This is a genomic window from Pseudomonas sp. NPDC087185 (genome assembly GCF_044744955.1).
Lineage (GTDB): Bacteria > Pseudomonadota > Gammaproteobacteria > Pseudomonadales > Pseudomonadaceae > Aquipseudomonas.
This window is the reverse complement of sequence record NZ_JBIUZK010000001.1, coordinates 828,045-852,034: the sequence shown is the minus strand read 5'-3', so window position 1 is coordinate 852,034 and position 23,990 is coordinate 828,045. Positions and strand designations below refer to the sequence as shown.

At 63.2% G+C, this 23,990-nt stretch carries 21 protein-coding genes; 18 read left to right on the top strand and 3 right to left on the bottom strand.

The window, feature by feature from the left end; translation table 11 throughout:
- Positions 1-18: 18 nt before the first annotated feature.
- From hscA to ACIPIJ_RS04045, 14 genes are all read left to right on the top strand, one after another.
- On the top strand, positions 19-1,881 hold the full coding sequence (hscA, locus tag ACIPIJ_RS04110; protein WP_401072913.1) for a Fe-S protein assembly chaperone HscA: 1,863 nt from the start codon (positions 19-21) through the stop codon (positions 1,879-1,881).
- Positions 1,882-1,884: 3 nt separating this feature from the next.
- Positions 1,885-2,226: an ISC system 2Fe-2S type ferredoxin gene (gene fdx / locus ACIPIJ_RS04105; RefSeq protein ID WP_401072911.1), complete on the top strand. Its 342-nt coding sequence runs from the start codon at positions 1,885-1,887 to the stop codon at positions 2,224-2,226.
- Positions 2,227-2,236: 10 nt separating this feature from the next.
- The gene (gene iscX, locus ACIPIJ_RS04100; RefSeq protein ID WP_110699949.1) at positions 2,237-2,437 is read left to right on the top strand and encodes a Fe-S cluster assembly protein IscX; all 201 of its coding nucleotides are present in this window, start codon (positions 2,237-2,239) and stop codon (positions 2,435-2,437) included.
- 89 nt (positions 2,438-2,526) lie between these two features.
- Positions 2,527-2,952, top strand: a complete 426-nt coding sequence (gene ndk, locus ACIPIJ_RS04095; protein WP_012316140.1) for a nucleoside-diphosphate kinase — start codon at positions 2,527-2,529, stop codon at positions 2,950-2,952.
- A 28-nt stretch (positions 2,953-2,980) separates the two neighbouring features.
- Positions 2,981-4,126 carry a 23S rRNA (adenine(2503)-C(2))-methyltransferase RlmN gene (rlmN, locus tag ACIPIJ_RS04090; RefSeq protein ID WP_346612022.1) on the top strand — a complete coding sequence of 382 codons (1,146 nt, stop codon included), beginning with the start codon at positions 2,981-2,983 and terminating at the stop codon, positions 4,124-4,126.
- Between the two features lie 12 nt (positions 4,127-4,138).
- Positions 4,139-4,900, top strand: coding sequence for a type IV pilus biogenesis/stability protein PilW (gene pilW / locus ACIPIJ_RS04085; protein WP_401072908.1), 762 nt, complete (start codon positions 4,139-4,141; stop codon positions 4,898-4,900).
- On the top strand, positions 4,897-5,919 hold the full coding sequence (locus tag ACIPIJ_RS04080) for a RodZ domain-containing protein (RefSeq protein ID WP_401072906.1): 1,023 nt from the start codon (positions 4,897-4,899) through the stop codon (positions 5,917-5,919). The genes pilW and ACIPIJ_RS04080 overlap by 4 nt, the downstream gene beginning before the upstream one ends.
- A 3-nt stretch (positions 5,920-5,922) precedes the next feature.
- A complete protein-coding gene (gene ispG / locus ACIPIJ_RS04075) occupies positions 5,923-7,032 on the top strand; it encodes a flavodoxin-dependent (E)-4-hydroxy-3-methylbut-2-enyl-diphosphate synthase (protein WP_012316136.1) in 1,110 nt (369 codons plus the stop codon).
- 24 nt (positions 7,033-7,056) lie between these two features.
- Positions 7,057-8,346, top strand: a complete 1,290-nt coding sequence (gene hisS, locus ACIPIJ_RS04070) for a histidine--tRNA ligase (protein ID WP_401072904.1) — start codon at positions 7,057-7,059, stop codon at positions 8,344-8,346.
- A 39-nt stretch (positions 8,347-8,385) separates the two neighbouring features.
- The gene (locus ACIPIJ_RS04065; RefSeq protein WP_401072902.1) at positions 8,386-9,027 is read left to right on the top strand and encodes a tetratricopeptide repeat protein; all 642 of its coding nucleotides are present in this window, start codon (positions 8,386-8,388) and stop codon (positions 9,025-9,027) included.
- A 1-nt stretch (position 9,028) separates the two neighbouring features.
- Entirely contained in the window at positions 9,029-10,171 is a 1,143-nt protein-coding gene (gene bamB / locus ACIPIJ_RS04060; RefSeq protein WP_400798072.1) for an outer membrane protein assembly factor BamB, read from the top strand.
- 117 nt (positions 10,172-10,288) lie between these two features.
- The gene (der, locus tag ACIPIJ_RS04055; protein WP_401072900.1) at positions 10,289-11,752 is read left to right on the top strand and encodes a ribosome biogenesis GTPase Der; all 1,464 of its coding nucleotides are present in this window, start codon (positions 10,289-10,291) and stop codon (positions 11,750-11,752) included.
- 210 nt (positions 11,753-11,962) lie between these two features.
- Complete coding sequence (locus tag ACIPIJ_RS04050) at positions 11,963-13,111, top strand: pyridoxal phosphate-dependent aminotransferase (protein ID WP_401072898.1); 1,149 nt, start codon at positions 11,963-11,965, stop codon at positions 13,109-13,111.
- The gene (locus tag ACIPIJ_RS04045; protein ID WP_401072896.1) at positions 13,099-13,890 is read left to right on the top strand and encodes an amidohydrolase; all 792 of its coding nucleotides are present in this window, start codon (positions 13,099-13,101) and stop codon (positions 13,888-13,890) included. The genes ACIPIJ_RS04050 and ACIPIJ_RS04045 overlap by 13 nt, the downstream gene beginning before the upstream one ends.
- A gap of 129 nt (positions 13,891-14,019) precedes the next feature.
- On the opposite strand, the gene ACIPIJ_RS04040 is transcribed toward ACIPIJ_RS04045, so the two are convergent.
- Both ACIPIJ_RS04040 and ACIPIJ_RS04035 read right to left on the bottom strand, forming a co-directional pair.
- Complete coding sequence (locus ACIPIJ_RS04040) at positions 14,020-16,575, bottom strand: PepSY domain-containing protein (protein WP_401072894.1); 2,556 nt, start codon at positions 16,573-16,575, stop codon at positions 14,020-14,022.
- Positions 16,576-16,677: 102 nt separating this feature from the next.
- Positions 16,678-18,984 carry a TonB-dependent receptor gene (locus tag ACIPIJ_RS04035; protein ID WP_401072892.1) on the bottom strand — a complete coding sequence of 769 codons (2,307 nt, stop codon included), beginning with the start codon at positions 18,982-18,984 and terminating at the stop codon, positions 16,678-16,680.
- Between the two features lie 221 nt (positions 18,985-19,205).
- On the opposite strand from ACIPIJ_RS04035, the gene ACIPIJ_RS04030 reads away from it, so the two are divergent.
- Both ACIPIJ_RS04030 and ACIPIJ_RS04025 read left to right on the top strand, forming a co-directional pair.
- A complete protein-coding gene (locus tag ACIPIJ_RS04030) occupies positions 19,206-19,886 on the top strand; it encodes a Fe2+-dependent dioxygenase (protein ID WP_401072890.1) in 681 nt (226 codons plus the stop codon).
- 3 nt (positions 19,887-19,889) lie between these two features.
- A complete protein-coding gene (locus ACIPIJ_RS04025) occupies positions 19,890-20,639 on the top strand; it encodes a tetratricopeptide repeat protein (protein ID WP_401072888.1) in 750 nt (249 codons plus the stop codon).
- Between the two features lie 150 nt (positions 20,640-20,789).
- On the opposite strand, the gene ACIPIJ_RS04020 is transcribed toward ACIPIJ_RS04025, so the two are convergent.
- On the bottom strand, positions 20,790-21,953 hold the full coding sequence (locus ACIPIJ_RS04020; protein ID WP_401072886.1) for a type III PLP-dependent enzyme: 1,164 nt from the start codon (positions 21,951-21,953) through the stop codon (positions 20,790-20,792).
- Between the two features lie 509 nt (positions 21,954-22,462).
- Here ACIPIJ_RS04020 and ACIPIJ_RS04015 point away from each other — a divergent pair.
- Together ACIPIJ_RS04015 and ACIPIJ_RS04010 are read left to right on the top strand one after the other, a co-directional pair.
- A complete protein-coding gene (locus ACIPIJ_RS04015; RefSeq protein ID WP_401072884.1) occupies positions 22,463-22,951 on the top strand; it encodes an RNA polymerase sigma factor in 489 nt (162 codons plus the stop codon).
- A gap of 17 nt (positions 22,952-22,968) precedes the next feature.
- Positions 22,969-23,931: a FecR family protein gene (locus ACIPIJ_RS04010; protein WP_401072882.1), complete on the top strand. Its 963-nt coding sequence runs from the start codon at positions 22,969-22,971 to the stop codon at positions 23,929-23,931.
- Positions 23,932-23,990 lie beyond the last annotated feature (59 nt).

Below are 23,990 nucleotides of genomic sequence, written 5' to 3'. Positions count from 1 at the left end.
TAAGGTATTCAGATAAGCATGGCCCTACTGCAGATCGCCGAACCCGGTCAAAGCCCCCAACCGCATCAGCGCCGTCTGGCGGTGGGCATTGACCTAGGTACCACCAATTCCCTGGTTGCCGCCTTGCGCAGCGGCCGCAGCGAGCCGCTGCCCGACATTCACGGCAAGGTTATCCTGCCGTCAGCCGTGCGCTACCTGGAAGATCGCATCGAGGTCGGCCAGGCTGCCCGCGAAGCGGCGCCGCGCGACCCGTTCAACACCATTCTCTCGGTCAAACGCCTGATGGGCCGTGGCCTGGCGGACGTCAAGCAGCTCGGAGAACAGCTGCCTTACCGCTTTGTCGGTGGTGAGTCGCACATGCCGTTCATCGACACCGTGCAGGGCCCGAAGAGCCCGGTGGAAGTGTCTGCCGACATCCTCAAGGTGCTGCGCCAGCGCGCCGAGGACACCCTTGGGGGCGATCTGGTTGGCGCGGTGATTACCGTTCCGGCTTATTTCGATGACGCCCAGCGCCAGGCCACCAAAGACGCCGCCAAACTGGCCGGGCTCAACGTCCTGCGCCTGCTCAACGAGCCGACCGCAGCTGCCGTGGCCTATGGCCTGGACCAGAACGCCGAAGGCGTGGTGGCGATCTTCGATCTCGGCGGTGGCACCTTCGATATCTCGATTCTGCGCCTGACTGCGGGCGTCTTCGAAGTGCTGGCTACCGGTGGCGATACTGCCCTGGGCGGCGACGACTTCGATCACGCGATTGCGGGCTGGATCATCGAGCAGGCAGGGTTGTCTGCCGACCTCGACCCTGCCACCCAACGCCTGCTGCTGCAGACCGCTTGCGCCGCCAAGGAAGCCTTGACCGACGCCGAGCGGGTCAGCGTTGCCCATGGCGCCTGGCAGGGTGAGCTGAGCCGCGCTGCCTTCGACGCCCTGATCGAACCGATGATTGCCCGCAGCCTGAAGGCTTGTCGGCGCGCAGTGCGCGACAGCGGCATCGAGTTGGACGATGTCGGTGCCGTGGTCATGGTCGGCGGCTCGACCCGCGTGCCACGTGTGCGCGAAGCAGTCGGTACGCTGTTCGGCCGTACGCCGCTGACTTCGATCGACCCCGATCAGGTGGTCGCCATCGGCGCCGCCATCCAGGCCGATACCCTGGCCGGCAATCGCCGCGAAGGTGGCGAGCTGCTGCTGCTCGACGTCATCCCGCTTTCCCTGGGCCTTGAGACCATGGGCGGGCTGATGGAGAAGGTGATCCCGCGCAACACCACCATTCCGGTGGCCCGCGCCCAGGAATTCACCACCTATAAAGATGGCCAGTCGGCCATGATGATTCACGTCCTGCAGGGCGAGCGCGAGCTGATCAGCGACTGCCGTTCGCTGGCGCGCTTCGAGCTGCGCGGCATTCCGGCGATGGTTGCCGGTGCGGCGAAGATCCGCGTGACCTTCCAGGTCGACGCCGACGGCCTGCTCAGCGTCGCTGCCCGCGAACTGGGCTCGGGCGTGGAAGCGAGCATCCAGGTCAAGCCATCGTACGGCCTGACCGACGGTGAGATTGCCCGCATGCTCAAGGATTCCTTCGAGCACGCAGGCTCCGACAAGCAGGCGCGGCAGTTGCGCGAGCACCAGGTCGACGGCGAACGCCTGCTCGAAGCGGTGCAAGGCGCGCTCGATGCCGATGGCGAGCGCCTGCTGAGCGCCGAAGAGCGCGAGGCGATTGCCTTCCAGATGCAAGAACTACGTGATTTGCTGACTGGCACTGATGGCTACGCCATCGAGCAACAGACCAAGCGTCTGTCGCAGGTGACCGATGCATTTGCCGCCCGTCGCCTTGATTCGACGGTCAAAGCCGCACTGGCCGGGCGCAACCTGAATGAGATCGAGGAGTAACCGATGCCGCTGGTGACATTCCTGCCGCACGAGAAGTTCTGCCCGGAAGGGTTGGCCGTGGAGGTTCCGTCCGGTACCAATATCCTGGAGCTTGCCCACGACCATCACATCGAGATGGAAAGTGCCTGCGGTGGCGTCAAGGCCTGCACCACCTGCCACTGTATCGTTCGTAAAGGTTTCGACTCGCTGGAAGAAGCGGACGAGCTGGAAGAGGACATGCTGGACAAGGCCTGGGGCCTGGAGGCCCAGTCGCGCCTCGGCTGCCAGGTGGTCGTGGGTGATGAAGACCTGACCATCGAGATCCCCAAGTATTCGCTCAACCACGCTGCCGAAGCGCCGCACTGAGGTTTGCCGCATGAGCCTGAAATGGATTGATGTACTTGAGATCGCCATCCAACTTGCGGAAAGCAAGCCGGACGTAGATCCTCGTTATGTGAATTTCGTCGATCTGCACCGTTGGGTGCTGGCTTTGCCAGAGTTCAGCGACGATCCGTCACGCGGCGGTGAGAAAGTGCTCGAGGCCATCCAGGCGGCCTGGATTGACGAAGCCGACTAAGCGCGACGCTGCAGGTTAGGCAATCCCCTGGAACCCGCGTATAATTCGCGGGTTTAATTTTTCGCAACACTCATATTCTGGAGTTTTCCATGGCTGTTCAACGTACTTTCTCGATCATCAAGCCTGACGCCGTTGCCAAAAACGTCATTGGCAAGATCACCACTCGCTTCGAAGAAGCCGGCCTGAAAATCGTTGCTTCGAAAATCAAGCAACTGTCCAAAGCCGAAGCCGAAGGCTTCTACGCTGAGCACAGCGAGCGCGGCTTCTTCGGCGACCTGGTTGCCTTCATGACTTCCGGTCCGGTTGTCGTTCAGGTTCTGGAAGGCGAAAACGCCATCGCTCTGAACCGTGAGCTGATGGGCGCTACCAACCCTAAAGAAGCTGCTGCCGGCACCATCCGTGCTGACTTCGCCGAGTCGATCGACGCCAACGCCGTTCACGGTTCGGACTCCGAAGCTGCTGCTGCTCGCGAAATCGCTTACTTCTTCGCTGCTACCGAGGTAACCACTCGCTAAGCGAAAGCTTACGGGTGAGGGTGAATCCATGACGACATCTACTGGCAAAATCAACCTGTTGGGCCTGACCCAGCCGGAAATGGAACAATTCTTCGACTCTATCGGGGAGAAGCGCTTCCGTGCCGGCCAGGTGATGAAATGGATTCACCATTTTGGCGTCGATGATTTCGCCGCCATGACGAACGTCGGCAAGGCCTTGCGCGAAAAGCTCGAGGCTGTTGCCGAAATTCGCCCACCGGAAGTGGTCAGTGAAGACATTTCCGCAGACGGCACCCGTAAATGGGTGATCCGCGTTGCCTCCGGCAGCTGCGTCGAGACCGTCTATATCCCTACCGACGACCGCGGCACCCTGTGCGTCTCGTCGCAAGCCGGCTGCGCCCTGGACTGCAGTTTCTGCTCCACCGGCAAGCAAGGCTTCAACAGCAACCTCACCGCCGCCGAAGTGATCGGCCAGGTGTGGCTTGCCAACAAATCCTTCGGGACCGTTCCTGCCAAAGTCGACCGCGCGATTACCAACGTGGTGATGATGGGCATGGGCGAGCCTCTGCTGAATTTCGACAATGTCATCGCCGCCATGAAGATCATGATGGATGACCTGGGTTATGGCATTTCCAAGCGTCGCGTTACCTTGTCCACCTCGGGCGTGGTGCCGATGATCGACGAACTGGCCAAGCACATCGACGTGTCGCTGGCCCTGTCGCTGCACGCGCCAAACGACGAACTGCGCAACCAGTTGGTGCCGATCAACAAGAAGTACCCGCTCAAGGTGCTGCTGGAATCGTGCATGGGCTACATGGCTACCCTGGGTGGCAAGCGCGTGCTGACGGTCGAGTACACCCTGCTCAAGGACGTCAACGACCAGCCGGAACATGCTGCGCAGATGATCGAGCTGCTGCGCGACGTGCCGTGCAAGATCAACCTGATCCCGTTCAACCCGTTCCCGCATTCCGGTTACGAGCGCCCTAGCAACAATGCTATCCGCCGCTTCCAGGACATGCTGCACCACGGTGGTTTCAACGTCACTACCCGTACCACCCGTGGTGAGGACATCGATGCGGCCTGCGGTCAGCTGGTTGGCCAGGTCAATGACCGTACCCGCCGCAGCGAGCGCTACATCGCCGTACGCCAGCTCTCTGCCGACGCCGAGCTGCAAGACAGCGCCGTGCGCCACTGAGCCCGGCCCACCATGAGCCTGCGCACCGCGCTGTCGATCCTTGCGCTAACGCTGCTGGCCGGCTGCGTGTCGGGCGGCGCAAGCGACCCACTGGCCAATCGCCAGGGGCGCGTGGAGGCCGGGCGGGCATACGTGCAGCTTGGGCTTGGCTATTTGCAACAAGGTTTGACCGAGCAGGCCAAGGCGCCGCTGGGCAAGGCCCTGGCGCTGGACGCCACCGATGCCGACGCCCATGCCGCCCTGGCCTTGGTGTTCCAGGCCGAAGGTGAACCGCTGCTGGCTGAGGAACACTTCAAAAAAGCGCTGTCAGCTCGCCCGGGCGACACGCGAATTCGCAACAATTACGGCAGTTTCCTATATGCTCAGCAGCGTTTCGCCGAAGCCGAGCAGATGTTTCGCCAGGCCAGCGCCGATACCCTGTATCCTGAACGTTCGCGGGTGTACGAGAACCTTGGCCTGACGGCCTTGCAGCTCGACAACCGCGACCAGGCGCAGGCGTACCTGACCAAGGCCCTGCAACTCAACCGGCGGCAACCCAGGGCGTTGCTGGAAATGGCTGAGTTGTCCTACGAAAACAGGCATTATGTGCCGGCCCGGGACTACTACGATCGTTTCAGCCAGTTGGGCGATCACAGTGCCCGCAGCCTCCTGCTGGGCAGTCGTCTTGCCCGGGTGTTCGACGAGCAGGGCACCCTGGCCGAACTGGGCCAGCAATTACAACGACTTTATCCCGGTACGCCGGAATATCAGCAATACCTGTCGGAGCAACGATGAAAGCCGCGCATCCCGAAGTAGCAGCAGCGACTGGCCAGAACCCCGGTGAGCTGTTGCGCCAGGCCCGCGAAAAACGGGAGTGGACGCAAGCCGAGGTGGCCCGCAAGCTCAACCTCACCGTAAGTTCGCTGAACCACGTGGAAACCGGCGCCTTCGACAAGCTGCCAGGGCATACGTTCGCCCGTGGCTATATCCGTGCCTACGCCAAACTCATGGACCTGGACCAGGCGCCCCTGGTCGAGGCCTTCGACCAGTACACCGGGACCCATGCCAAGGGCAGTGAAGTGCATTCGCTGGGCCGTATCGAAGAGCCGGTGCGCCTTTCGCACAACATCCTGCGCGGTGTCAGCCTGCTGCTGCTGGTCGCCGTGGTCGGCGGCAGCTTCATCTGGTGGCAGGACCAGGGTAGCCTGCGCGGCAAGGACCTGGCCAAGATTGCCCTGGAGCACGTCGAGGTCGAAAGCGCCGACGGCACCACCCAGATCCACCCGCTGGACGAACCTGAAGACCAGGCCGTGAGCGTTGGGCAGCAGGGCGAGAGCGCGCCGCTGCCGCTGGAGCAGACCCCAGCCGAGCCGGTTGCCGAAGCTGGCAACGAGGCAGCGCCAGCCGCTGCTACGCCCGCGCCCGTGCAACAGCCACCCGTACACACCGCAGCACCGGCTCCAGCCCCAGCCCCCGTTGCGCCTGCCGCCCCTGTAGCCCAGGCTGCCCCCGTGGCACCCGCTGCCAGCGTGCCGGCCATCGCCGCCGCCGAGCCTGCCGCCGTACCGGCTGGCAGTGCCAAGGTCGCGATCCAGTTCACCGCCGATTGCTGGACCCAGGTGTCCGATGGCAACGGCAAGGTGCTGTTCAGCGCCATCAAGCGCAAGGGCGATAACCTGGAGCTGACCGGCAAGCCGCCGTTCGCGGTGCGCCTGGGCTTTGCCCGCGGCGCGCAGGTCAGCTACAACGGCCAGGCCGTCGATGTTGCCCCGTTCACCAGTGGCGAGACTGCTCGCCTGAAGTTGGGACAGTAAGTCATGCACGGCGAATCTCCGATCAAACGTCGCGAATCCCGCAAAATCTGGGTTGGCAATGTGCCGGTGGGTGGTGATGCGCCCATCGCGGTGCAGAGCATGACCAACACCGACACCAACGATGTCGCCGCCACCGTGGGGCAGATCCAGCGCCTGGTCGATGCCGGCGTCGACATCGTCCGCGTTTCGGTGCCGGACATGGACGCCGCCGAGGCGTTCGGCAAAATCAAGCAACTCGTCAGTGTGCCGCTGGTCGCCGATATCCACTTCGACTACAAGATCGCCTTGCGCGTGGCCGAACTGGGCGTCGATTGCCTGCGTATCAACCCAGGCAACATCGGCCGCGAAGACCGTGTGCGCGCTGTGGTCGATGCCGCCCGCGACCGCGGTATCCCGATCCGCATTGGGGTCAACGCCGGGTCGCTGGAAAAGGACCTGCAGAAGAAGTACGGCGAACCGACCCCAGCCGCGCTGGTCGAGTCGGCCCTGCGCCACGTCGAACACCTTGACCGCCTGGACTTCCAGGACTTCAAGGTCAGCGTCAAGGCCTCCGATGTGTTCATGGCCGTCGAAGCCTACCGCCTGCTGGCCAAGCAGATCATCCAGCCGCTGCACCTGGGCATCACCGAAGCCGGTGGCCTGCGCTCGGGCACGGTGAAATCTGCCGTCGGCCTCGGTATGCTGCTGGCCGAAGGCATTGGCGATACCATCCGTATTTCGCTGGCCGCCGACCCGGTCGAAGAAGTGAAGGTCGGCTACGACATCCTCAAGTCGCTGCACCTGCGTTCGCGTGGCATCAACTTCATCGCCTGCCCGAGCTGCTCGCGGCAGAACTTCGATGTGGTCAAGACCATGAACGAGCTGGAAGGCCGCCTGGAAGACCTGCTGGTACCGCTGGACGTGGCGGTGATCGGTTGCGTGGTCAACGGCCCCGGCGAAGCCAAGGAAGCCCACGTCGGGCTGACCGGTGGCACGCCGAACCTGATCTACATCGACGGCAAGCCGGCGCAGAAGCTGACCAATGACAACCTGGTCGATGAGCTGGAAAAGCTCATCCGCCAGAAAGCGGCCGAAAAGGTCGAGGCCGACGCGGCGCTGATCGCTCGCGGCTGACACACAGATTCGTAAGGACTTTTCGTGAGCAAATCGCTGCAAGCCATCCGTGGCATGAACGACATCCTGCCAGAGCAGTCGCCGCTGTGGCGCTACTTCGAAAGCACCGTGGCCGGCCTGCTGGACACCTACGGGTATAGCCAGATCCGCACGCCGATCGTCGAGTTCACCGAGCTGTTCAAGCGCTCCATCGGTGAAGTCACCGACATCGTCGAAAAAGAGATGTACACCTTCGAGGACCGCAACGGCGATTCGTTGACCCTGCGCCCTGAAGGCACAGCTGCGTGCGTGCGTGCGGTGCTTGAGCACGGCATCACTGGCAACGGCCAGGTGCAGAAACTGTGGTACATCGGCCAGATGTTCCGCCACGAGCGCCCGCAGAAAGGCCGCTACCGCCAGTTCCACCAGATCGGTGTGGAAGTGTTCAACCTGGACGGCCCGGACATCGACGCCGAACTGATCATGCTGACCTGGCGCCTGTGGGGGCTGCTGGGCATCCAGGATGCGGTCAAGCTCGAACTGAACAGCCTGGGCACCAGCGAAGCCCGTGCCCGCTACCGTGACGCGCTGGTCGAGTTTCTCTCGGCGCGCCTGGAGCAGCTCGACGAAGACAGCCAGCGCCGCCTCAAGAGCAACCCGCTGCGCATCCTCGACAGCAAGGACCAGGGCACCCAGGCGGTGCTGGTCGGTGCGCCGAAGCTGGAAGACTACCTCGACGACGATTCCCGCGTGCACTTCGAGGGCCTAAAGGCCCGCCTGGACGCTGCCGGTATTCCGTTCGTGATCAACACCAAGCTGGTGCGTGGCCTGGACTACTACAGCAAGACCGTGTTCGAGTGGGTCACCGACAAGCTCGGTGCCCAGGGCACCGTCTGCGCCGGTGGCCGCTACGATGGCCTGGTCGAGCAGATGGGCGGCAAGCCGACCCCGGGCGTGGGCTTCGCCATGGGTATCGAGCGCTTGATCCTGCTGCTGGAAACCCTCGGCAAAGTACCGGAGTCGATCAACCGTCAAATCGATGTCTACCTGTGCGCCTTTGGCGAGCAGGCTGAGATAGCGGGCCTGCGTCTTTCCGAAGGCTTGCGTGATCGCTTGCCGGGCCTGCGCCTGGCGGTCAACGCCGGTGGTGGCAGCTTCAAGAGCCAGTTCAAGAAGGCCGACAAGAGCGGCGCGCTGTTCGCCCTGATCCTGGGTGACGACGAGCTGGCCAAGCAAGAGATCGGCCTGAAGCCCCTGCGTGGTCAGGGCGAACAACAGAATATTGCCTGGGATGCTCTGGCTGAGCACCTGGAAACCGCGATCGCACAGGCGTAACGCGGTTCAACAAGCGAATAGGCGAAAAGGAGTATTGGGGTGTCGAGTACCGATGATGATGACCTGGCAGGGGTCAAGGACTGGTGGAACCGTAACGGCAAGCCGCTGCTGACCGGCGCGCTGCTGGCCGGTGTGGTGGTGCTGGGCTGGAACACCTGGCACAAGTACCAGAACAACCAGTCGCAAGGCGCCTCGCAGCTGTATCAGGCCCTGCTGGAAACCAGCCTGACGCCGAGCGGCCAGCCAGACGCGACCAAGGTCGCCGAACTGTCCGGCAAGCTCAAGAGCGAGTTTGGCGGTACCGCCTACGCCCAGTACGGCAGCCTGTTCGTGGCCAAGGTCGCGGTCGAGAGCGGCAAGCTCGACGACGCTGCTGCCGAGCTCAAAGCTGTGCTGGACAAGCCGGCCGACGTTACCCTGGGCGAAATTTCGCGCCAGCGCCTGGCCCGCGTGCTCGCGGCCCAGGGCAAGGCCGAGGATGCACTCAAGCTGCTCGACGGCGACGCCGACAAGGCGTTCCTGGCCAGCCGTGAAGAATTGAAGGGTGACCTGCTGGTGCAGCTGGGTCGCGCCGACGATGCCCACAGTGCTTATGAAAAAGCCAAGGCTGCGCTTTCTGATGAAGCAGCGGTCGGTGGCCTGCAACTGAAGCTGGATGACCTGGCCAAAGGGGACGCGTGACGTGATCGGTTGGAAACAAGCAGCAGTGCTGACCCTGGCCGTACTGGCCGCAGGTTGCAGCAGCAACAGCAAGAAGGAACTGCCTCCGGCCGAGCTCACCAAGTTCACCGAAGAAGTGGTGCTGAAGAAACAGTGGAGCCGTTCGATCGGTGACGGCCAGGGCGAGACATACAACACCCTGGTACCGGCGATCGAAAACGACCGCATCTACGCCTCCGACGTCAACGGCGAAGTCTTCGCCCTCGACCGCATTACCGGTGACGTGGTGTGGAAGAAGGACCTGGAGCTGCCGGTTTCCGGCGCAGTCGGTGTTGGCTATGGCCTGGTCATGCTCGGCACCCTCAAGGGTGAAGTGATTGCCCTGGACTCCAGCACCGGTGAAGAGCGCTGGCGCTCGCGCGTTACCAGCGAAGTGCTGGCGCCGCCTGCCAACAACGGTGACGTTGTGGTGGTGCAGACCCAGGACGACCGCCTGATCGGCCTCGATGCTGCAACCGGCGACCGTCGCTGGATCTATGAAAACACCCCGGCCGTACTGACCCTGCGTGGTACCGGTGCACCCATCGCTACCAACCGACTGGCCGTTGCTGGCCTGTCCACCGGCAAGGTGGTGGCGGTAGACATCAACAATGGCGTGCCAGTGTGGGAAAGCCGTGTGGCGATCCCGCAGGGCCGTTCCGAGTTGGACCGTGTGGTCGATATCGACGGCGGCCTGCTGCTGTCCGGTGGTACCCTGTACGTCAGCACCTACCAGGGCCGCGTCGCGGGCCTGGACCTGGAAAGCGGCCGTGTGGTCTGGCAGCGTGATGCTTCCAGCTACGTGGGTGTCGCCCAGGGTTATGGCAACGTCTATGTCAGCGAAGCCTCGGGTACTGTGGAGAGCGTCGATGAGCGCTCTTCCAGCGCCTTGTGGACCAACGACTCGATGGCGCGCCGTCAGTTGTCGGCCCCGGAAGTGTTCTCCAGCTACGTGGCTGTCGGTGACTTCGAGGGTTACCTGCACCTGCTCAGCCAGGTCGACGGCCGTTTCGTCGGCCGTGAGCGTATCGACAGCGATGGCCTGCGCGCCCGGCCCCTGGTGGTCGGCGACACCATTTACGTCTTTGGCAACAGCGGCAAGCTCGAGGCACTGACCATCCGCTGAGGCTATGCTCAAGACCGCTACAGGTCTTGAGTTGCGGCGTAGGACACGCCGCCCGAACTCCGGCCGCTGCCTTGCAGCGGCCTTTGCATTTTCAAGAATTCAAGAATGGAGAGCCGCATGGTTCCCGTAATCGCCCTGGTGGGACGGCCGAACGTCGGCAAATCCACCATGTTCAACCGCCTGACCAAAACCCGCGATGCCATCGTAGGTGACCTGTCGGGTCTGACCCGTGACCGCCAATATGGTGATGCCAGCTGGCAGGGTCGCTCCTTCATCCTGATCGACACCGGTGGTATCACCGGCGACGAAGTGGGCATGGATGAGAAGATGGCCGAGCAATCGCTGATGGCCATCGAAGAAGCCGACTACGTGCTGTTCCTGGTCGATGCCCGTGCGGGCATGACCGCAGCAGACCAGATGATTGCCGAGCACCTGCGCAAGCGTAACAAGTCGGCGATTCTGGTTGCCAACAAGATCGACAACATCGACCCCGATGTCGCGCGCGCCGAGTTCTCGCCGATGGGCATGGGCAACGCCATCCCGGTTGCGGGTTCGCAGGGCCGTGGTATCAACGCGCTGATGGAGGCCGTACTCGGCCACCTGCCACGCGATGCCGAGGAAGAAGCCCTCGATCAGGATGTCGCCGAAGGCGAGGAAGCTGTGCGCATTCCTGGCCCGAGCGAGAAAGATGGCATCAAGATCGCCATTATCGGCCGCCCGAATGTTGGCAAGTCGACACTGGTCAACCGCATGCTCGGCGAAGAGCGCGTGGTGGTCTACGACGAGCCGGGCACGACCCGTGACAGTATCTACATCCCGTTCGAGCGCGATGGCGAGAAGTACACCTTCATCGACACCGCCGGGGTGCGCAAGCGCGGCAAGATCCACGAGGAAGTCGAGAAGTTCTCGGTGGTCAAGACGCTGCAGGCCATCAAGGACGCCAACGTGGTGATCTTCGTGATGGACGCCCGTGAAGGTGTGGTCGACCACGACCTCAACCTGCTGGGCTTTGCCCTCGAAGCTGGCCGCGCCATCGTTATCGCCCTGAACAAGTGGGATGGCATGGAGCCGGGTGAGCGCGCCTACGTGAAGACCGAGCTGGAGCGCCGGCTGTTCTTCGTCGACTTCGCCGACATCCACTTCATTTCCGCGCTGCACGGCACGGGCGTGGGCAACCTGTACAAGTCGGTGCAGGCCGCGTTCAAGTCGGCGGTCACCCGCTGGCCGACCAGCCGCCTGACGCAGATCCTCGAAGATGCCGTGAGCGAGCACCAGCCGCCGTTGGTCAACGGCCGCCGCATCAAGCTGCGCTATGCCCACCTGGGCGGTGCCAACCCGCCGTTGATCGTGATTCACGGCAACCAGACCGAGAGCATTCCCAAGTCGTACTCGCGTTACCTGGAAAACACCTACCGCCGTGTGCTGAAGCTGGTCGGTACGCCGATCCGCATCGAGTACAAGGGCGGTGAGAACCCGTACGAGGGCAAAAAGAACACCCTTACCGATCGCCAGGTCAACAAGAAGCGCCGCTTGATGTCGCACCACAAGAAGGCCGAGAAGAAGCGTCGCGACAAGCGCTGATTAACTCCATGTGGGAGCGGGCTTGCCCCGCGATGCAGGCAACGCGATGAATGGCACGGGCTTTGCCCGTGTTCGCGGGTCAAGCCCGCTCCCACAGGGGCCCTTTGATACAACGCAATCCTCCTATTGTTTCAACCTTTTTCCTGACTGCTTGATCCGCTATGCTCGGACTCCACCCCGTGCCGGATAAACCCCAGGAAAGAGGGCTCCATGATCCGCAGCAAACTGCCGAATGTCGGCACGACCATCTTCACCACCATGTCCCAGCTCGCCGTGCAAACCGGTGCGCTCAACCTTTCCCAGGGTTTCCCTGACTTCAGTGGCCCGCAGGCACTGCTCGATGCGGTCGGCCGCCATGTGTCCGCCGGGCATAACCAGTATGCGCCGATGACCGGCTTGCCGGCGCTGCGCCAGCAGGTGGCGGCCAAGGTCGAGCGCCTGTACGGGGCCAAGGTCGATGCCGACCAGGAAGTGACCATTACCCCGGGCGCCACCGAGGCTATCTTCTGCGCCATTCAGGCGGTGATCCATGCTGGCGACGAGGTGATCGTCTTCGACCCGTGCTACGACAGCTACGAGCCCTCCGTGGAGCTGGCCGGTGGCCGTTGCGTGCATGTGCAGCTCCGGGATGGCGATTTCCGCATCGATTGGCAGCAGTTCAGCGATGCGTTGGGCCCGCGCACGCGCATGGTCATCCTCAACTCGCCGCACAACCCCAGTGGCGCGCTGATCACCCGTGAAGACCTTGACCAGCTGGCGCGTTTGATTGCGGACCGCGACATCTATCTGATCAGTGACGAGGTGTACGAGCACCTGGTCTTTGATGGCGTACGCCACGCCAGCGTGCTGGCCCATGCCGAGCTCTACAGCCGGGCCTTCGTGGTCAGCTCGTTCGGCAAGACTTACCATGTGACGGGGTGGAAGACCGGCTACGTGATTGCGCCCCCGGCCCTGAGTGCCGAGCTGCGCAAGGTGCACCAGTACGTCAACTTCTGCGGCGTGACGCCCCTGCAGTGCGCATTGGCCGACTTCATGGCCGAGCACCCAGAGCACATCGATGAGCTACCGGCGTTCTACCAGGTCAAGCGCGACCTGTTCTGCGACCTGCTCGAAGGCTCACGCTTCAGCTTTACCCGCACAGCGGGCACCTATTTCCAGCTGGTGGACTATTCGCAGATCCGCCCGGACCTGAACGACGTCGACATGGCCCTGTGGCTGACCCGCGAGCACGGCGTGGCGACCATTCCGGTATCGGTGTTCTACCAGCAACCCATCCCCGAGCAACGCCTGGTGCGCCTGTGCTTTGCCAAACGTGAGGAGACGCTGCGCCAGGCAGCGGAAAAACTATGCGCGATCTGAGTGCACTGCCCAACCTGAAAATCGCCCTGGTGCAGACCACCCTGGCCTGGCACGACCGCGAGGCCAACTATGCACATTTCGAGGTGTTGCTCGACCAGGCGGGTGATGCCGACCTGGTGATCCTGCCCGAAATGTTCACCACCGGGTTTTCCATGGAGTCGGAAACCCTGGCCGAGCCTGAGAACGGCCCCACCTACAAATGGCTCAAGGCTCAGGCCAAGCGGATCAACGCGGTGGTCACCGGCAGCGTGATCATCCAGGCCGCCGATGGCAGCCACCGCAACCGCCTGCTGTGGGCGCGCCCGGACGGCGAAATCCTGCACTACGACAAGCGCCACCTGTTCCGCATGGCCGGCGAGCACAAGCATTACACCCCTGGCGAGCGCCAGGTGCAGTTCGAAATCAAGGGATGGCGCGTGCGCCCGTTGATCTGCTATGACCTGCGCTTCCCGGTGTGGAGCCGCGATTCGCAAGACACTGACCTGCTGCTGTACACCGCCAACTGGCCGGCGGCGCGCCGCCAGCACTGGAACCGCCTGCTGCCGGCGCGGGGGATCGAGAACCTGTGCTTTGTGGCGGCGGTGAACCGGGTGGGCACTGATGGCAAGGGCTTCGCGTATTCGGGCGACAGCCAGGTACTGGACTTCCAGGGTGAAAGCCTGCTGAGCGCCGGTGAAGCGGACGGGGTGTTCACGGTGGTGCTGCGGGCCGCTGAATTGGCGGCTTACCGGACCCGGTTCCCAGCCAATCTGGATGCCGATACCTTCGAGCTGCATTGAGCCGGTACCGGCCCGTTCGCGGGGCAAGCCCGCTCCCACAGGTTCACCGCTAAAGCTGAGTGCTGCGGTGAGTCTGTGGGAGCGGGCTTGTCCCGCGAAGGGGCCGATCCTGACTACATCAATGTCTAATCAATAGACGTCTCGCCGATATCGCCCATCTTCGATCAGTTGCTCGACCACTGCCTCACCGAGCATGCCCTTCAGCGCTGCATCCACGCCCGCCGCCATCCCCTGCAAGCTGCCGCAGACATACACACAGGCCCCTTCAGCCACCCAGCGCTTGAATTCCTCGGCCTGCTGCAGCAGCACATCCTGCACATACACCTTCTCGGCCTGATCCCGCGAGAACGCAAGGTCCAGCCGCGCCAGGTCGCCGTTGTCCAGCCAGCCGTGCAGTTCATCGCCACACAACAGGTCATGCGCCCGAGTGCGCTCACCGAACAGCAGCCAGTTACGTTGCTCGCCGGCATTGACCCGCGCCCGGAGCAAGCTGCGCAGGCCCGCCAGGCCAGTGCCGTTGCCGATCAGGATCATCGGCGCAGCGCTTTCGGGCAGATGGAAACTGCTGTTACGCCGTAGCCGCAGGCTCAGGGTGCCATTGACCGGCAGGTACTCGGTTAGCCAGCCAGAGCCCAGGCCAAGGTTGCCGTCGGGGTGGCGCTCCTGGCGCACGATCAACTCCAGCACGCCATCGCTGGCGATCGAAGCGATGGAGTATTCGCGGCTGCCGATCGGCACCAGCGCATCGACCAGCGCCTGTGGCTGCAAGCCGATCAGGTGGTCGCGGCGCGTTGGAAGCAGGCGGCCTGCCAGAGCCTGGCCGAGGGTTTCGTTCAGGCCGTCCAGTTGCACCGTCGCGTTGGCGTCCAGCGCCATGCCGTTCAGGAATGCGTCAACGTGAGGCTGGCTGTTGAGCGGCAGGATCTCCACCAGGTCACCGGCCTCCCAGCTGGCAGGCGCTTCGGCGCGCAGGCCGATCAGGTAGACCGGCTGGCCCTGGCTGCCCGGGTTGAGCAGCACGCGGCTGACCAGGCTCCAGTTGCCGAAGCTTGGCGGCTGCCAAGCGGCTACTGGCTGGGCGCCAGTGAGCTGCGCGAGTTCCTGCTGCCATTGCTGCAGCGCAGCCTGGTCGGCGTTGTCGACTTCCACCGGGCTGAACGCTGTGCTGGCGCCACGCTCGCCGAGCCATGCCTGCAGGCGGCGGGCAAAGCCGCAGAAGTGCGGGTACTGGCGGTCACCGAGGGCCAGCACGGCGTAGCTGAGGCCGTTGAGGGCCCAGGGCTGGCCCAGCACTTTGCGCTCGAAGGCGCGGGCGCTGTCAGGGGCTTCGCCATCGCCGAAGGTGCTGACCACAAACAACGCGCGGCGGGTCTGTCGCAGCTCCTTTTCGCCCAGGTCGGCCAGGGCGCGTACGTGCACCGGCAAACCGGCGGCCTGCAACTGGCCGGCACTTTGCCAGGCCAGTTGCTCGGCGAAACCGCTCTGGCTGGCAAAGCCGATCAGCCAGCTGTCGCTGCTGTCGTTGGCGCTGGCGACGCCGCCGCGGGCGGCGCGGACTTGGCGTTTCTTGCGGCGGCGGTCGAGGTACAGCAGCCAGCCGGTGACGAAGAACAGCGGCATGGTCAGGCTGGCAATGGTGACGATGATGCGCCCTGGCAAGCCGAAGTATTCGCCTACGTGCAAGGCGTAGACACTCTGCAGCAACTGCGCCTTGAAGGATTTGTCGGTGTAGCGGTCGTGGCTTTTTACCTGGCCGGTGGCCGGGTCCAGCACCAGTGTGTTGAAGGCGCGCGGGTGCGCGGCGTTGTCGAGCAGGTAGAACACGTTGGCCGGCTGCCCGCCCGCAGGAGGCAGGCGCAGGTTGTACATGGCCAGGCCCGGGCCCGCCGCATCCTTGAGGTTGGCCCAGATGGCGTCGTAATCGACCACCAGCGGCGGTGCGTTCTTGTCGACCTTTTGCGGCCCATGGCGGCCACGGCCCTCGCCACGCTTTTGCTGCTGGCCAGCGGCGGGCGCATCGGCCAGCAGTTTGTTGAGGCCTTCGCGGTACCACTCATAGGACCAGAACAGGCCGGTCAGCGCGAACAAGAGGTAGAACAGCAGGCACCAGGTGCCTGCCACGGCGTGCAGGTCCCAGTTGAAGGCACGGCCTTTCTTGGCCCAGTCGAAGGTCAGCCAGGTACGCCAGTTCAGCGCCTTGCGCGGCCAGCGCAGGTACAGGCCGGACAGGCAGAAGAACACCAGCATCAAGGTACAGGCGCCGGTGATTTGCCGGCCGGTATCACCCATCGCCAGGAAGCGGTGCAGGGTGAGCATCAGGTTGAAGAAGCCTTGCCCGGATGCCTGGCCCTTGAGCTCACCGGTATAGGGGTCGGCGTAGCGCAATTCGCCCCGGCGTTCGCCCGGCGCCGGGGTGAAGAACACCCGGGCGGCGTTGCCTTGACGCACATCGACCCACAGCATCGACACCTTGTCGCCTTGTTCGGCCTCGACCCGGCGCACCAGCTCGGCCGGCGGCAGCACGCCCTCGGCGCGCACCTCGACTTTCAGCACATCGGCGTTGAACGCGCGCAGTAGCTCTTCCTGGAACGAGTACAGCGCCCCGGTGATCCCCATCAAGGCCAGCACCAGGCCAGCGGTGATGCCAAAGAACCAGTGCAATTGGAACAGCGTCTTCTTCACCACATCGATCACCTTGTCTAGCTGCCGCAACCTGCGCGGCGTGCATTATGCCTTGATACGCAAAAGCCCCGCTCACTGGCATGAACGGGGCTCTGGGTTGCTGCTTTAGAAGTGGACGCTGGTGGTCAGCAGGGCGGTCCGGCCCGCCGCCTGGTTGGCGAAGTGGGTGGAGAATGCCTTGTCGTAGTAGACCTCGTTGGTCAGGTTCTGCACGTTCAGCTGCAGGTCGACGTTCTTGGTCAGCTTGTAGGCGGCCATGGCGTCGTAGCGCACGTAGCTGTCGACCATGGTGGTGTTGGCCACGCTGCCGTAGACGTCATCCACGTAGAAGGCGCCGCCACCGACGGTCAGCTTCGGCGTGATCGCGTACGTGGTCCAGAGGCTTGCGCTGTTGTTCGGCGTGTTCGGCAACTGGTTGCCGTCGTTGGCCTTGCCCAATGGGCCGCCGTCGATCTGGCGGGCCTGCATGTAGGTGTAGCCGGCGAAGACTTGCCACTTGTCGGTGAGCTTGCCGCTGGCCGACAGCTCGATGCCCTGCACGCGGGTTTCGCCGACGTTTTCGTAGGTGGTGGTGTCCACCTGGACGCGGGCGTTTTCCTTCTCGGTGCGGAACAGCGCGGCGGCCAGGGACAGGCGCTGGTCGAGCAGGTCCCACTTGGTGCCGATTTCGTAGTTGGTGGTTTCCTCAGGCTCCATGTCGCTGCTCAGCAGGTTGCCGGCGCGGTCGCTGGTGTTGCCCAGCGGGTTGCCTTCGGTACCTTCACCCAGCATTGCACCGGGTGGTGTTGCGGAGGTGGCGTAAGAGACGTAGATGCTGCCGTTTTCGGCCGGTTTCCACACCAGGCCCAGCTGGCCGGTGATGAATTCGCTGGTGTCGCGGCCCTTGGAGGCAACGCCCTTGCTGTTGACCACGGTGGCGCCAGCGGCGTCATAGGTGCGGTATTGGGTGTCGAAGTGGTCGTAGCGCAGGCCCATGTTCAACAGCCAGTCCGGCGTCAGCTCAAGGGTGTCGAAGACGTAGAGGGCGCGAGTGTTGCTCTTGGTATCGGTGCCCGCGTAGTTGCGGGCAATGTTACCGTTCCACGGATCGTCCGGGTTCGGGTTGCTCAGCGAGGTGCAGTTGTAGCCGCTGTTCGCGCCGATCAGGCTAGGGTTGCACGTCGATGCCGTCGAGCCTCCCGTATTGGTATCGACGGTGTAAGACGAACGCTTGCTCTCCTCGCGGCTCAGCTCGATACCGGTGGAGAAGCTGTTCTTCAACCCGCCCAGGTAAAACTCGCCGAACAGGTCGGTCTGGTTGGTGGTGGTGGCCGTGTTGCCAACACGGGTGTTGGCGCGGCGCCAGACGCTGCCGTTGTTGACGTTGCCCTTGCTGTCGTCAGGCTGGGTCAGGATGTAGTCCTGCATGCTGTTGCCGTGACGCAGGGTGTTTTTGACGGTCAGCGAGTCGGTCAGGTCGTGCTCGATGGCGAAGGTCGCGATGTCGACGCGGCTCTTGCGGAAATCGCGGCCGGTCAGGCCATAGAAGTTGTCACTGTCGCCGCCATCGTTCGGCTTGCTCGGGTGCGCTGAGGTGCGCGCGCCGCTGCCACCGGTCGGGATGGTGTACGGGATGCCCGAGTCCGGCAGGTCGTCGCTTTCCAGGTGGTAGTAGTCGAGGTTGACGCGGGTCGGCGTGCCCAGGCCGAAGGCCAGCGACGGGGCGATGCCCCAACGGTCGTAGTTGACCTTGTCACGGCCGGCAACGTTGCTTTCGTGGGTCATCAGGTTGAGACGACCGGCAACGGTGTCGCTGAACTGGTAGTTGCCATCGAAGGTGTAACGCTGGGTCTGGTCGCTGCCCCAGGTCCAGGCGCCGTCCAGCGAGTTGCCCAGGTGCGCGCGCTTGCTCACCAGGTTGATGGTGCCGCCGGCTGCACCGCGGCCGCCAATGGCTGAGTTCGGGCCTTTGGCCACTTCAACCGATTCGATGGCAAAGATTTCGCGGGTTTGCGCGCCGGTATCGCGCACGCCGTCCAGGTAGGTATCGCCTTGGGCGTCGAAGCCGCGGATGAACGGGCGGTCGCCTTGTGGGTTGCCGCCTTCGCCAGCGCCAAAGGTGATGCCTGGCACAGTGCGCAGTGCATCCTGCAGGCTCAGAGCGTTGGTGTCCTTGATCACTTGCTGCGGGATCACGGTGACCGAGCGCGGGGTGTCCACCAACGGTGCGGTGTACTTCTGCGACGAGGCCTTCTCGACCTTGTAATCGGTGCTGGCCTGTTCAGCCTTGCCATTGACGCTGGTCGCATCGAGGGTAACGGCGTTATTGGCGGCTGGATCGGCGGCGTAAGCGGACGAAGCGCTGAGGGCGACGCCGATGGCAGTCACGATCAAGCGGGGTGAAGACACTGCAGCGGGCACGAATTGACGCATTGTTATGGACCTTCCCCAAGGTGTGAAGGCCGCGGATCATAGTGTAAGCGATTGTAACTAACAATTGAGACTCGTTACCATTCGCGATAAATTTACAATCTTTACAAATTCTCTTTACGGTTCAGGTGAGCTGAAACGTCTTAGGCGCCGAAAGGGCTTGTACACCCTAAAAGGGAATCAATATCATTGGCGCCTTTACATTTCTTGACGGTGCCGCCGCCATGCTGCTTCACATTCCCGGCTTGTTCGACGCCGACGAGCTCGCCCGCATCCGCGAGGCCCTGGAGCAGGCTGACTGGGCCGATGGCAAGGTCACGGCCGGCTACCAGTCGGCGAAGGCCAAGCACAATCTGCAGCTGCCTGAGGGGCATGCACTGGCCAAGGAAATCGGCAGCGCGCTGATCGACCGCCTGTGGAAAACCCCGCGCTTCCTGTCGGCGGCCCTGCCGCACAAGGTATTCCCGCCGCTGATCAACTGTTACCGCGAGGGTGGCAACTTCGGTTTCCACATCGACAATGCCTTGCGCCAGCCCACAGGCAGCCCGGAGCGGGTGCGTACCGACTTGTCCTCGACGCTGTTCCTCAGCGACCCCGACCGTTACGACGGTGGCGAACTGGTGATCCAGGACACCTACGGCGTACAGCAAATCAAGCTGGCCGCCGGCGACCTGGTGCTGTACCCCGGCACCAGCCTGCACAAGGTCAACCCTGTGACCCGTGGCGTGCGCTATGCGGCGTTCTTCTGGACCCAGAGCCTGGTGCGTGAAGACAGCCAGAGGGCCTTGCTGTTCGAGTTGGACAATGCCATCCAGCAACTCACTGCCGATGTGCCCGAGCACCCCTCGCTGCTGCAACTGACCGGCACCTACCACAACCTGCTGCGCCGCTGGGCCGAGGTCTGAACCGTGTCTTACCAGCTGCGTCGTGAAGAAGTGGTGGATGTCGCAGGCCTCAAGGCCAAGCTGGAAGAAAGCCCCGGCAAGGCCGCCCAGGCGATCCTGGCGGCGGCGGGGCAGGGCGTGGTCGAGGCGCAGTTGCTGTTGGGGCAGATCCTGCTCGACGGCCGTGGTATCGAAGCGGATGCCGGCGTGGCCCGGCGCTGGTTCGGCATTGCCGCGCAGGCTGGCAGTGCCATGGCGCACAACATGCTCGGGCGTTGCCTGGAGCATGGTTGGGGCGGCGAGGCGAGTGTGACGCAGGCTGCGGTTCACTATGCCCGCGCGGCGGATGCCGGGTTGGATTGGGGCCTGTATAACCTTGGCAACCTGCTGGCCACCGGGCGTGGGGTGCCGGCCAATCAGGCGCAGGCCCTGATGTGCTATGAGAAGGCTGCGCAGCAGGGGCATGCCAAGTCGATGAACCTGTATGGGCGATATCTTGAGCAGGGCATCGCGACGGCGCCCAGTCCGGCGCGGGCCGTGCGCTGGTATCGGCGTTCGGCCGAGGCGGGGGATTTTCGTGGGATGTTCAGCCTGGCGCTGGTATTGGTCGAACGCGGGCAGGTGGCCGAGGCAGGGCAGTGGCTGGAGCAGGCGCGGGTTGAGGGGAACCTGAATTTCCTGCGCAGTGCTTTGGTCACCTTGCAGGGGGCGGGGCCAGTGATGATGGCCTTTGCGGCGCAGTATGCCGAAGAGATAGCACAGCGCGAAGTGTGATGGCGTCGGTACTGGCCCTGTCGCCGGCAAGCCAGCTCCCACAGGGGCCAGCACAGGCCTCGAGCCTTGTGCAGTACCTGTGGGAGCCGACTTGCCGGCGATAGGGCCGGTTCAGGCAAAACGAAACGGGGCCTTGCGGCCCCGTTCTGCTTACAGGTAGTAAGCCTTCAGCGGCGGGAAGCCGTTGAATTCCACCGCGCTGTAGCTGGTGGTGTAGGCACCGGTCGACAGCCAGTACAGGCGGTCGCCGATTGCCAGGTTCAGCGGCAGGCCATACTTGTAGTGCTCGTACATGATGTCGGCGCTGTCGCAGGTCGGGCCGGCGATCACCACTTCCTCCATCTCGCCTTTCTTCTCGGTCCAGATCGGGAACTTGATGGACTCGTCCATGGTTTCGATCAGGCCGGAGAACTTGCCCACGTCGGTGTACACCCAACGCTCGACGGCGGTGCGCGACTTACGTGCCACCAGCACCACTTCGCTGACCAGGATGCCGGCGTTGGCGATCAGCGAACGGCCTGGTTCGAGGATGATTTCCGGCAGGTCATCACCGAAGTCTTCCTTCAGGAAGCGGATGATCTCTTCGGCGTAGGTTTCGAGGCTGTTGGTACGGGTGATGTAGTTGGCCGGGAAGCCGCCACCCATGTTGATCAGCTTCAGTTCGATGCCGTCTTCTTCTTTCAGGCGCTCGAAGATCACCTTGACCTTGGCGATGGCAGCATCCCACACGCTGATGTCACGCTGCTGCGAACCCACGTGGAAGGAGATGCCATAAGGCACCAGGCCCAAGTCGCGGGCAAGGATCAGCAGGTCCATGGCCATGTCGGTCTGGCAGCCGAATTTGCGCGACAGCGGCCAGTCGGCAGTGGTCGAGCCTTCGGTGAGGATACGTACGTAAACCTTGGAGCCCGGCGCGGCCTTGGCGATGTTGCGCAGGTCGGCTTCGGAGTCGGTGGCAAACAGGCGCACGCCCTTCTCGTAGAAGTAGCGGATGTCCTTGGACTTCTTGATGGTGTTGCCGTAGCTGATGCGGTCGGCGCTGACGCCGCGGCCCATCACCTTGTCCAGCTCGTAGATCGAGGCTATGTCGAAGCTCGAACCTTTTTCTTTCAGCAGGTCGATGATCTCGACCGCCGGGTTGGCCTTGACGGCGTAGTACACCTTGGCGAACTCGAAACCGGCGCGCAGGTCGTCATAAGCCTGGCTGATCATCTGGGTATCGATGAGTACGAACGGGGTTTCCTGCTTGTCGGCGAACGCCTTCATTTTCTGGAAGGTGTCACGCGCGAAATAGTCTTCGACCTGGATCGACATGCTCAGGGACTCCATGGGCAAACTGAAAAGATAAGTGGCTGCAAACTGAACGTCCTCCGTATCCCCACTTTGGTTCGCCTACTCAGTACTTGAGCCGGATGGATCGTTTCCAGCATGGACGTTCGGCGCGCACTTTAGGGCGTGAAGAAAGCAAGATCAACAGGCAATCCGGGGCTGTTCGTCGTGGATTGAGGCCCCATCGTTTGAATAACCGACTCGTGTGACCGGCAGATGTTCCCTGTGATGTTTCAAGCGTTAAATATTGTGGAATAGACCGCGTTGCCCCCTTCGCGGGCAAGCCCGCTTCCATAGGGATCGCACCGTTCAGGCAGGCGTGGGCACAACCGCGAAAAGGCCTGGGGTGTTCATATTTATGGCCACATTTCCTTGGCACTGCCGTGCATGAAATCACCCATAAATTTTTTGTTACCGACTGGCGGATTTGCCGATTTTTATGAGAACCATTACTATTCGCACCCTTTTCTGGCTCTTTGCTGGCGACCCCGACCGTGTCCGGACCCAAAGGCTTCCTCGACCACTACCATGAGCTGATCGGCACCTGGACGCGCAAGCTGCGCAGTCGTCAGCAGGCCGAGGACCTCACCCACGATGCCTTCGTCAGGGTGCTGGAAAACCCGCGCGAGGAGGTCGAGCAGCCACGCGCCTACCTTCACCAGACTGCCCGCAACATTGCCGTGGATGGTTTCCGCCGTGAAGACCGGCGCCAAGTGCTGGAGTTGGAGGCGTTCCATGAAAGCCCCAGCACTAGCGGCGACCCTGAAGCCTACGTGCACGCCCTGCAGCTGGCCGATAGCGTCGAGCGCGCGCTGGCCGAGCTGCCCCTCAACTGCCGGCGGGTGTTCATCTGGCAGAAGCTCGAAGGCCTGACCCAGGCCGAGATCGCCGAGCGCATGGGTTTGACCAAGAACATGGTCGAAAAGTATATGATTCGCACGCTGCGACATCTGCGCGAGCACCTGGATGTGTCGGCACGATGAGTCAGGAGACCCTACCCATGAAACAGCACGGTACCGCTACCGTCCGTGAGCAGGCGGCCGAATGGTTTGCCCGCGTGCAGGATGCGCCTCGCGATGCCGGGCTGCAGGTACAGCTGCGCGCCTGGTTGGCGAGCGACCCGCAACACCGCGAAGAGTACGAGCAGCTTGCCAGCCTGTGGCGCGCCACCGACTTTATCCCGCGTCAGCGCCTCGAAGCGCTATGCCAGCCAGAGCCCGTGCAGCAATTGCCCCGGCGGCGCTTCGTGCGCCAGGCTTTGGCGGCCGGTATCGCAGCGGTTGCCCTGGGGCTTGGCTGGGGTGGCTGGCAACACCAGCGGCTCAATCACCAGGCCCATGTGCAGACCGCCTTTGGCGAGCGCCGCCAGGTCGAATTGCCGGACGGCTCGCAGTTGGAGCTCAACGGCGGTACGCGTTTGCGAGTCGATTTCAGCGCCGGGAGTCGGCACATTCTGCTGGATGCCGGCGAAGCGATGTTCATCGTCGCCCACGACAGCGGCCGGCCGTTCGTGGTCGATACCGCCCAGGGCAGCGTGACCGTCACTGGCACCCGCTTCGATGTGCGCCTTGACCCGGGCGCCACCCGCGTGGCGGTGGAGCAGGGTTCGGTGCGCGTGCAGGGCAGGGACGCGTCGCTGGCGCAACTCACGGCCGGGCTGGGCGCCTCTATAGATGCACAAGGCAACGTGGCGGCGCCCTACGCGGTCAATGCTGCAGCGCTGACCGCCTGGCGCCAGGGCAAGCTGGTGTTCGACAACGCGACCCTGGCCGAGGTGGTGGCGCAAGCGTCGCGTTACCGCACCCAGCCGCTGCGCGTTGCCCCCGGCAAAGTGGCGCAGCTGCGGCTGTCCAGCACGTTCAGCACCGACGATACCGATGCCCTGCTGCGCGCCCTGCCGAGCATCCTGCCAGTGGCCATCAAAACCCATGAAGACGGCTCTCGCGAAATAATCGCGAAATAGATTCAGGTTTTTTTCAGCTCGTTCGTCTTCCTCGCCAGCTGCAACTGCCAAGCATTTTC

Coding starts and splice junctions, on each gene's coding strand:
- hscA (WP_401072913.1), top strand. CDS start 19: ATGGCCCTACTGCAGATCGCCGAACCCGGTCAAAGCCCCCAACCGCAT.
- fdx (WP_401072911.1), top strand. CDS start 1,885: ATGCCGCTGGTGACATTCCTGCCGCACGAGAAGTTCTGCCCGGAAGGG.
- iscX (WP_110699949.1), top strand. CDS start 2,237: ATGAGCCTGAAATGGATTGATGTACTTGAGATCGCCATCCAACTTGCG.
- ndk (WP_012316140.1), top strand. CDS start 2,527: ATGGCTGTTCAACGTACTTTCTCGATCATCAAGCCTGACGCCGTTGCC.
- rlmN (WP_346612022.1), top strand. CDS start 2,981: ATGACGACATCTACTGGCAAAATCAACCTGTTGGGCCTGACCCAGCCG.
- pilW (WP_401072908.1), top strand. CDS start 4,139: ATGAGCCTGCGCACCGCGCTGTCGATCCTTGCGCTAACGCTGCTGGCC.
- ACIPIJ_RS04080 (WP_401072906.1), top strand. CDS start 4,897: ATGAAAGCCGCGCATCCCGAAGTAGCAGCAGCGACTGGCCAGAACCCC.
- ispG (WP_012316136.1), top strand. CDS start 5,923: ATGCACGGCGAATCTCCGATCAAACGTCGCGAATCCCGCAAAATCTGG.
- der (WP_401072900.1), top strand. CDS start 10,289: ATGGTTCCCGTAATCGCCCTGGTGGGACGGCCGAACGTCGGCAAATCC.
- ACIPIJ_RS04050 (WP_401072898.1), top strand. CDS start 11,963: ATGATCCGCAGCAAACTGCCGAATGTCGGCACGACCATCTTCACCACC.
- ACIPIJ_RS04045 (WP_401072896.1), top strand. CDS start 13,099: ATGCGCGATCTGAGTGCACTGCCCAACCTGAAAATCGCCCTGGTGCAG.
- ACIPIJ_RS04035 (WP_401072892.1), bottom strand. CDS start 18,984: ATGCGTCAATTCGTGCCCGCTGCAGTGTCTTCACCCCGCTTGATCGTG.
- ACIPIJ_RS04030 (WP_401072890.1), top strand. CDS start 19,206: ATGCTGCTTCACATTCCCGGCTTGTTCGACGCCGACGAGCTCGCCCGC.
- ACIPIJ_RS04020 (WP_401072886.1), bottom strand. CDS start 21,953: ATGTCGATCCAGGTCGAAGACTATTTCGCGCGTGACACCTTCCAGAAA.
- ACIPIJ_RS04010 (WP_401072882.1), top strand. CDS start 22,969: ATGAAACAGCACGGTACCGCTACCGTCCGTGAGCAGGCGGCCGAATGG.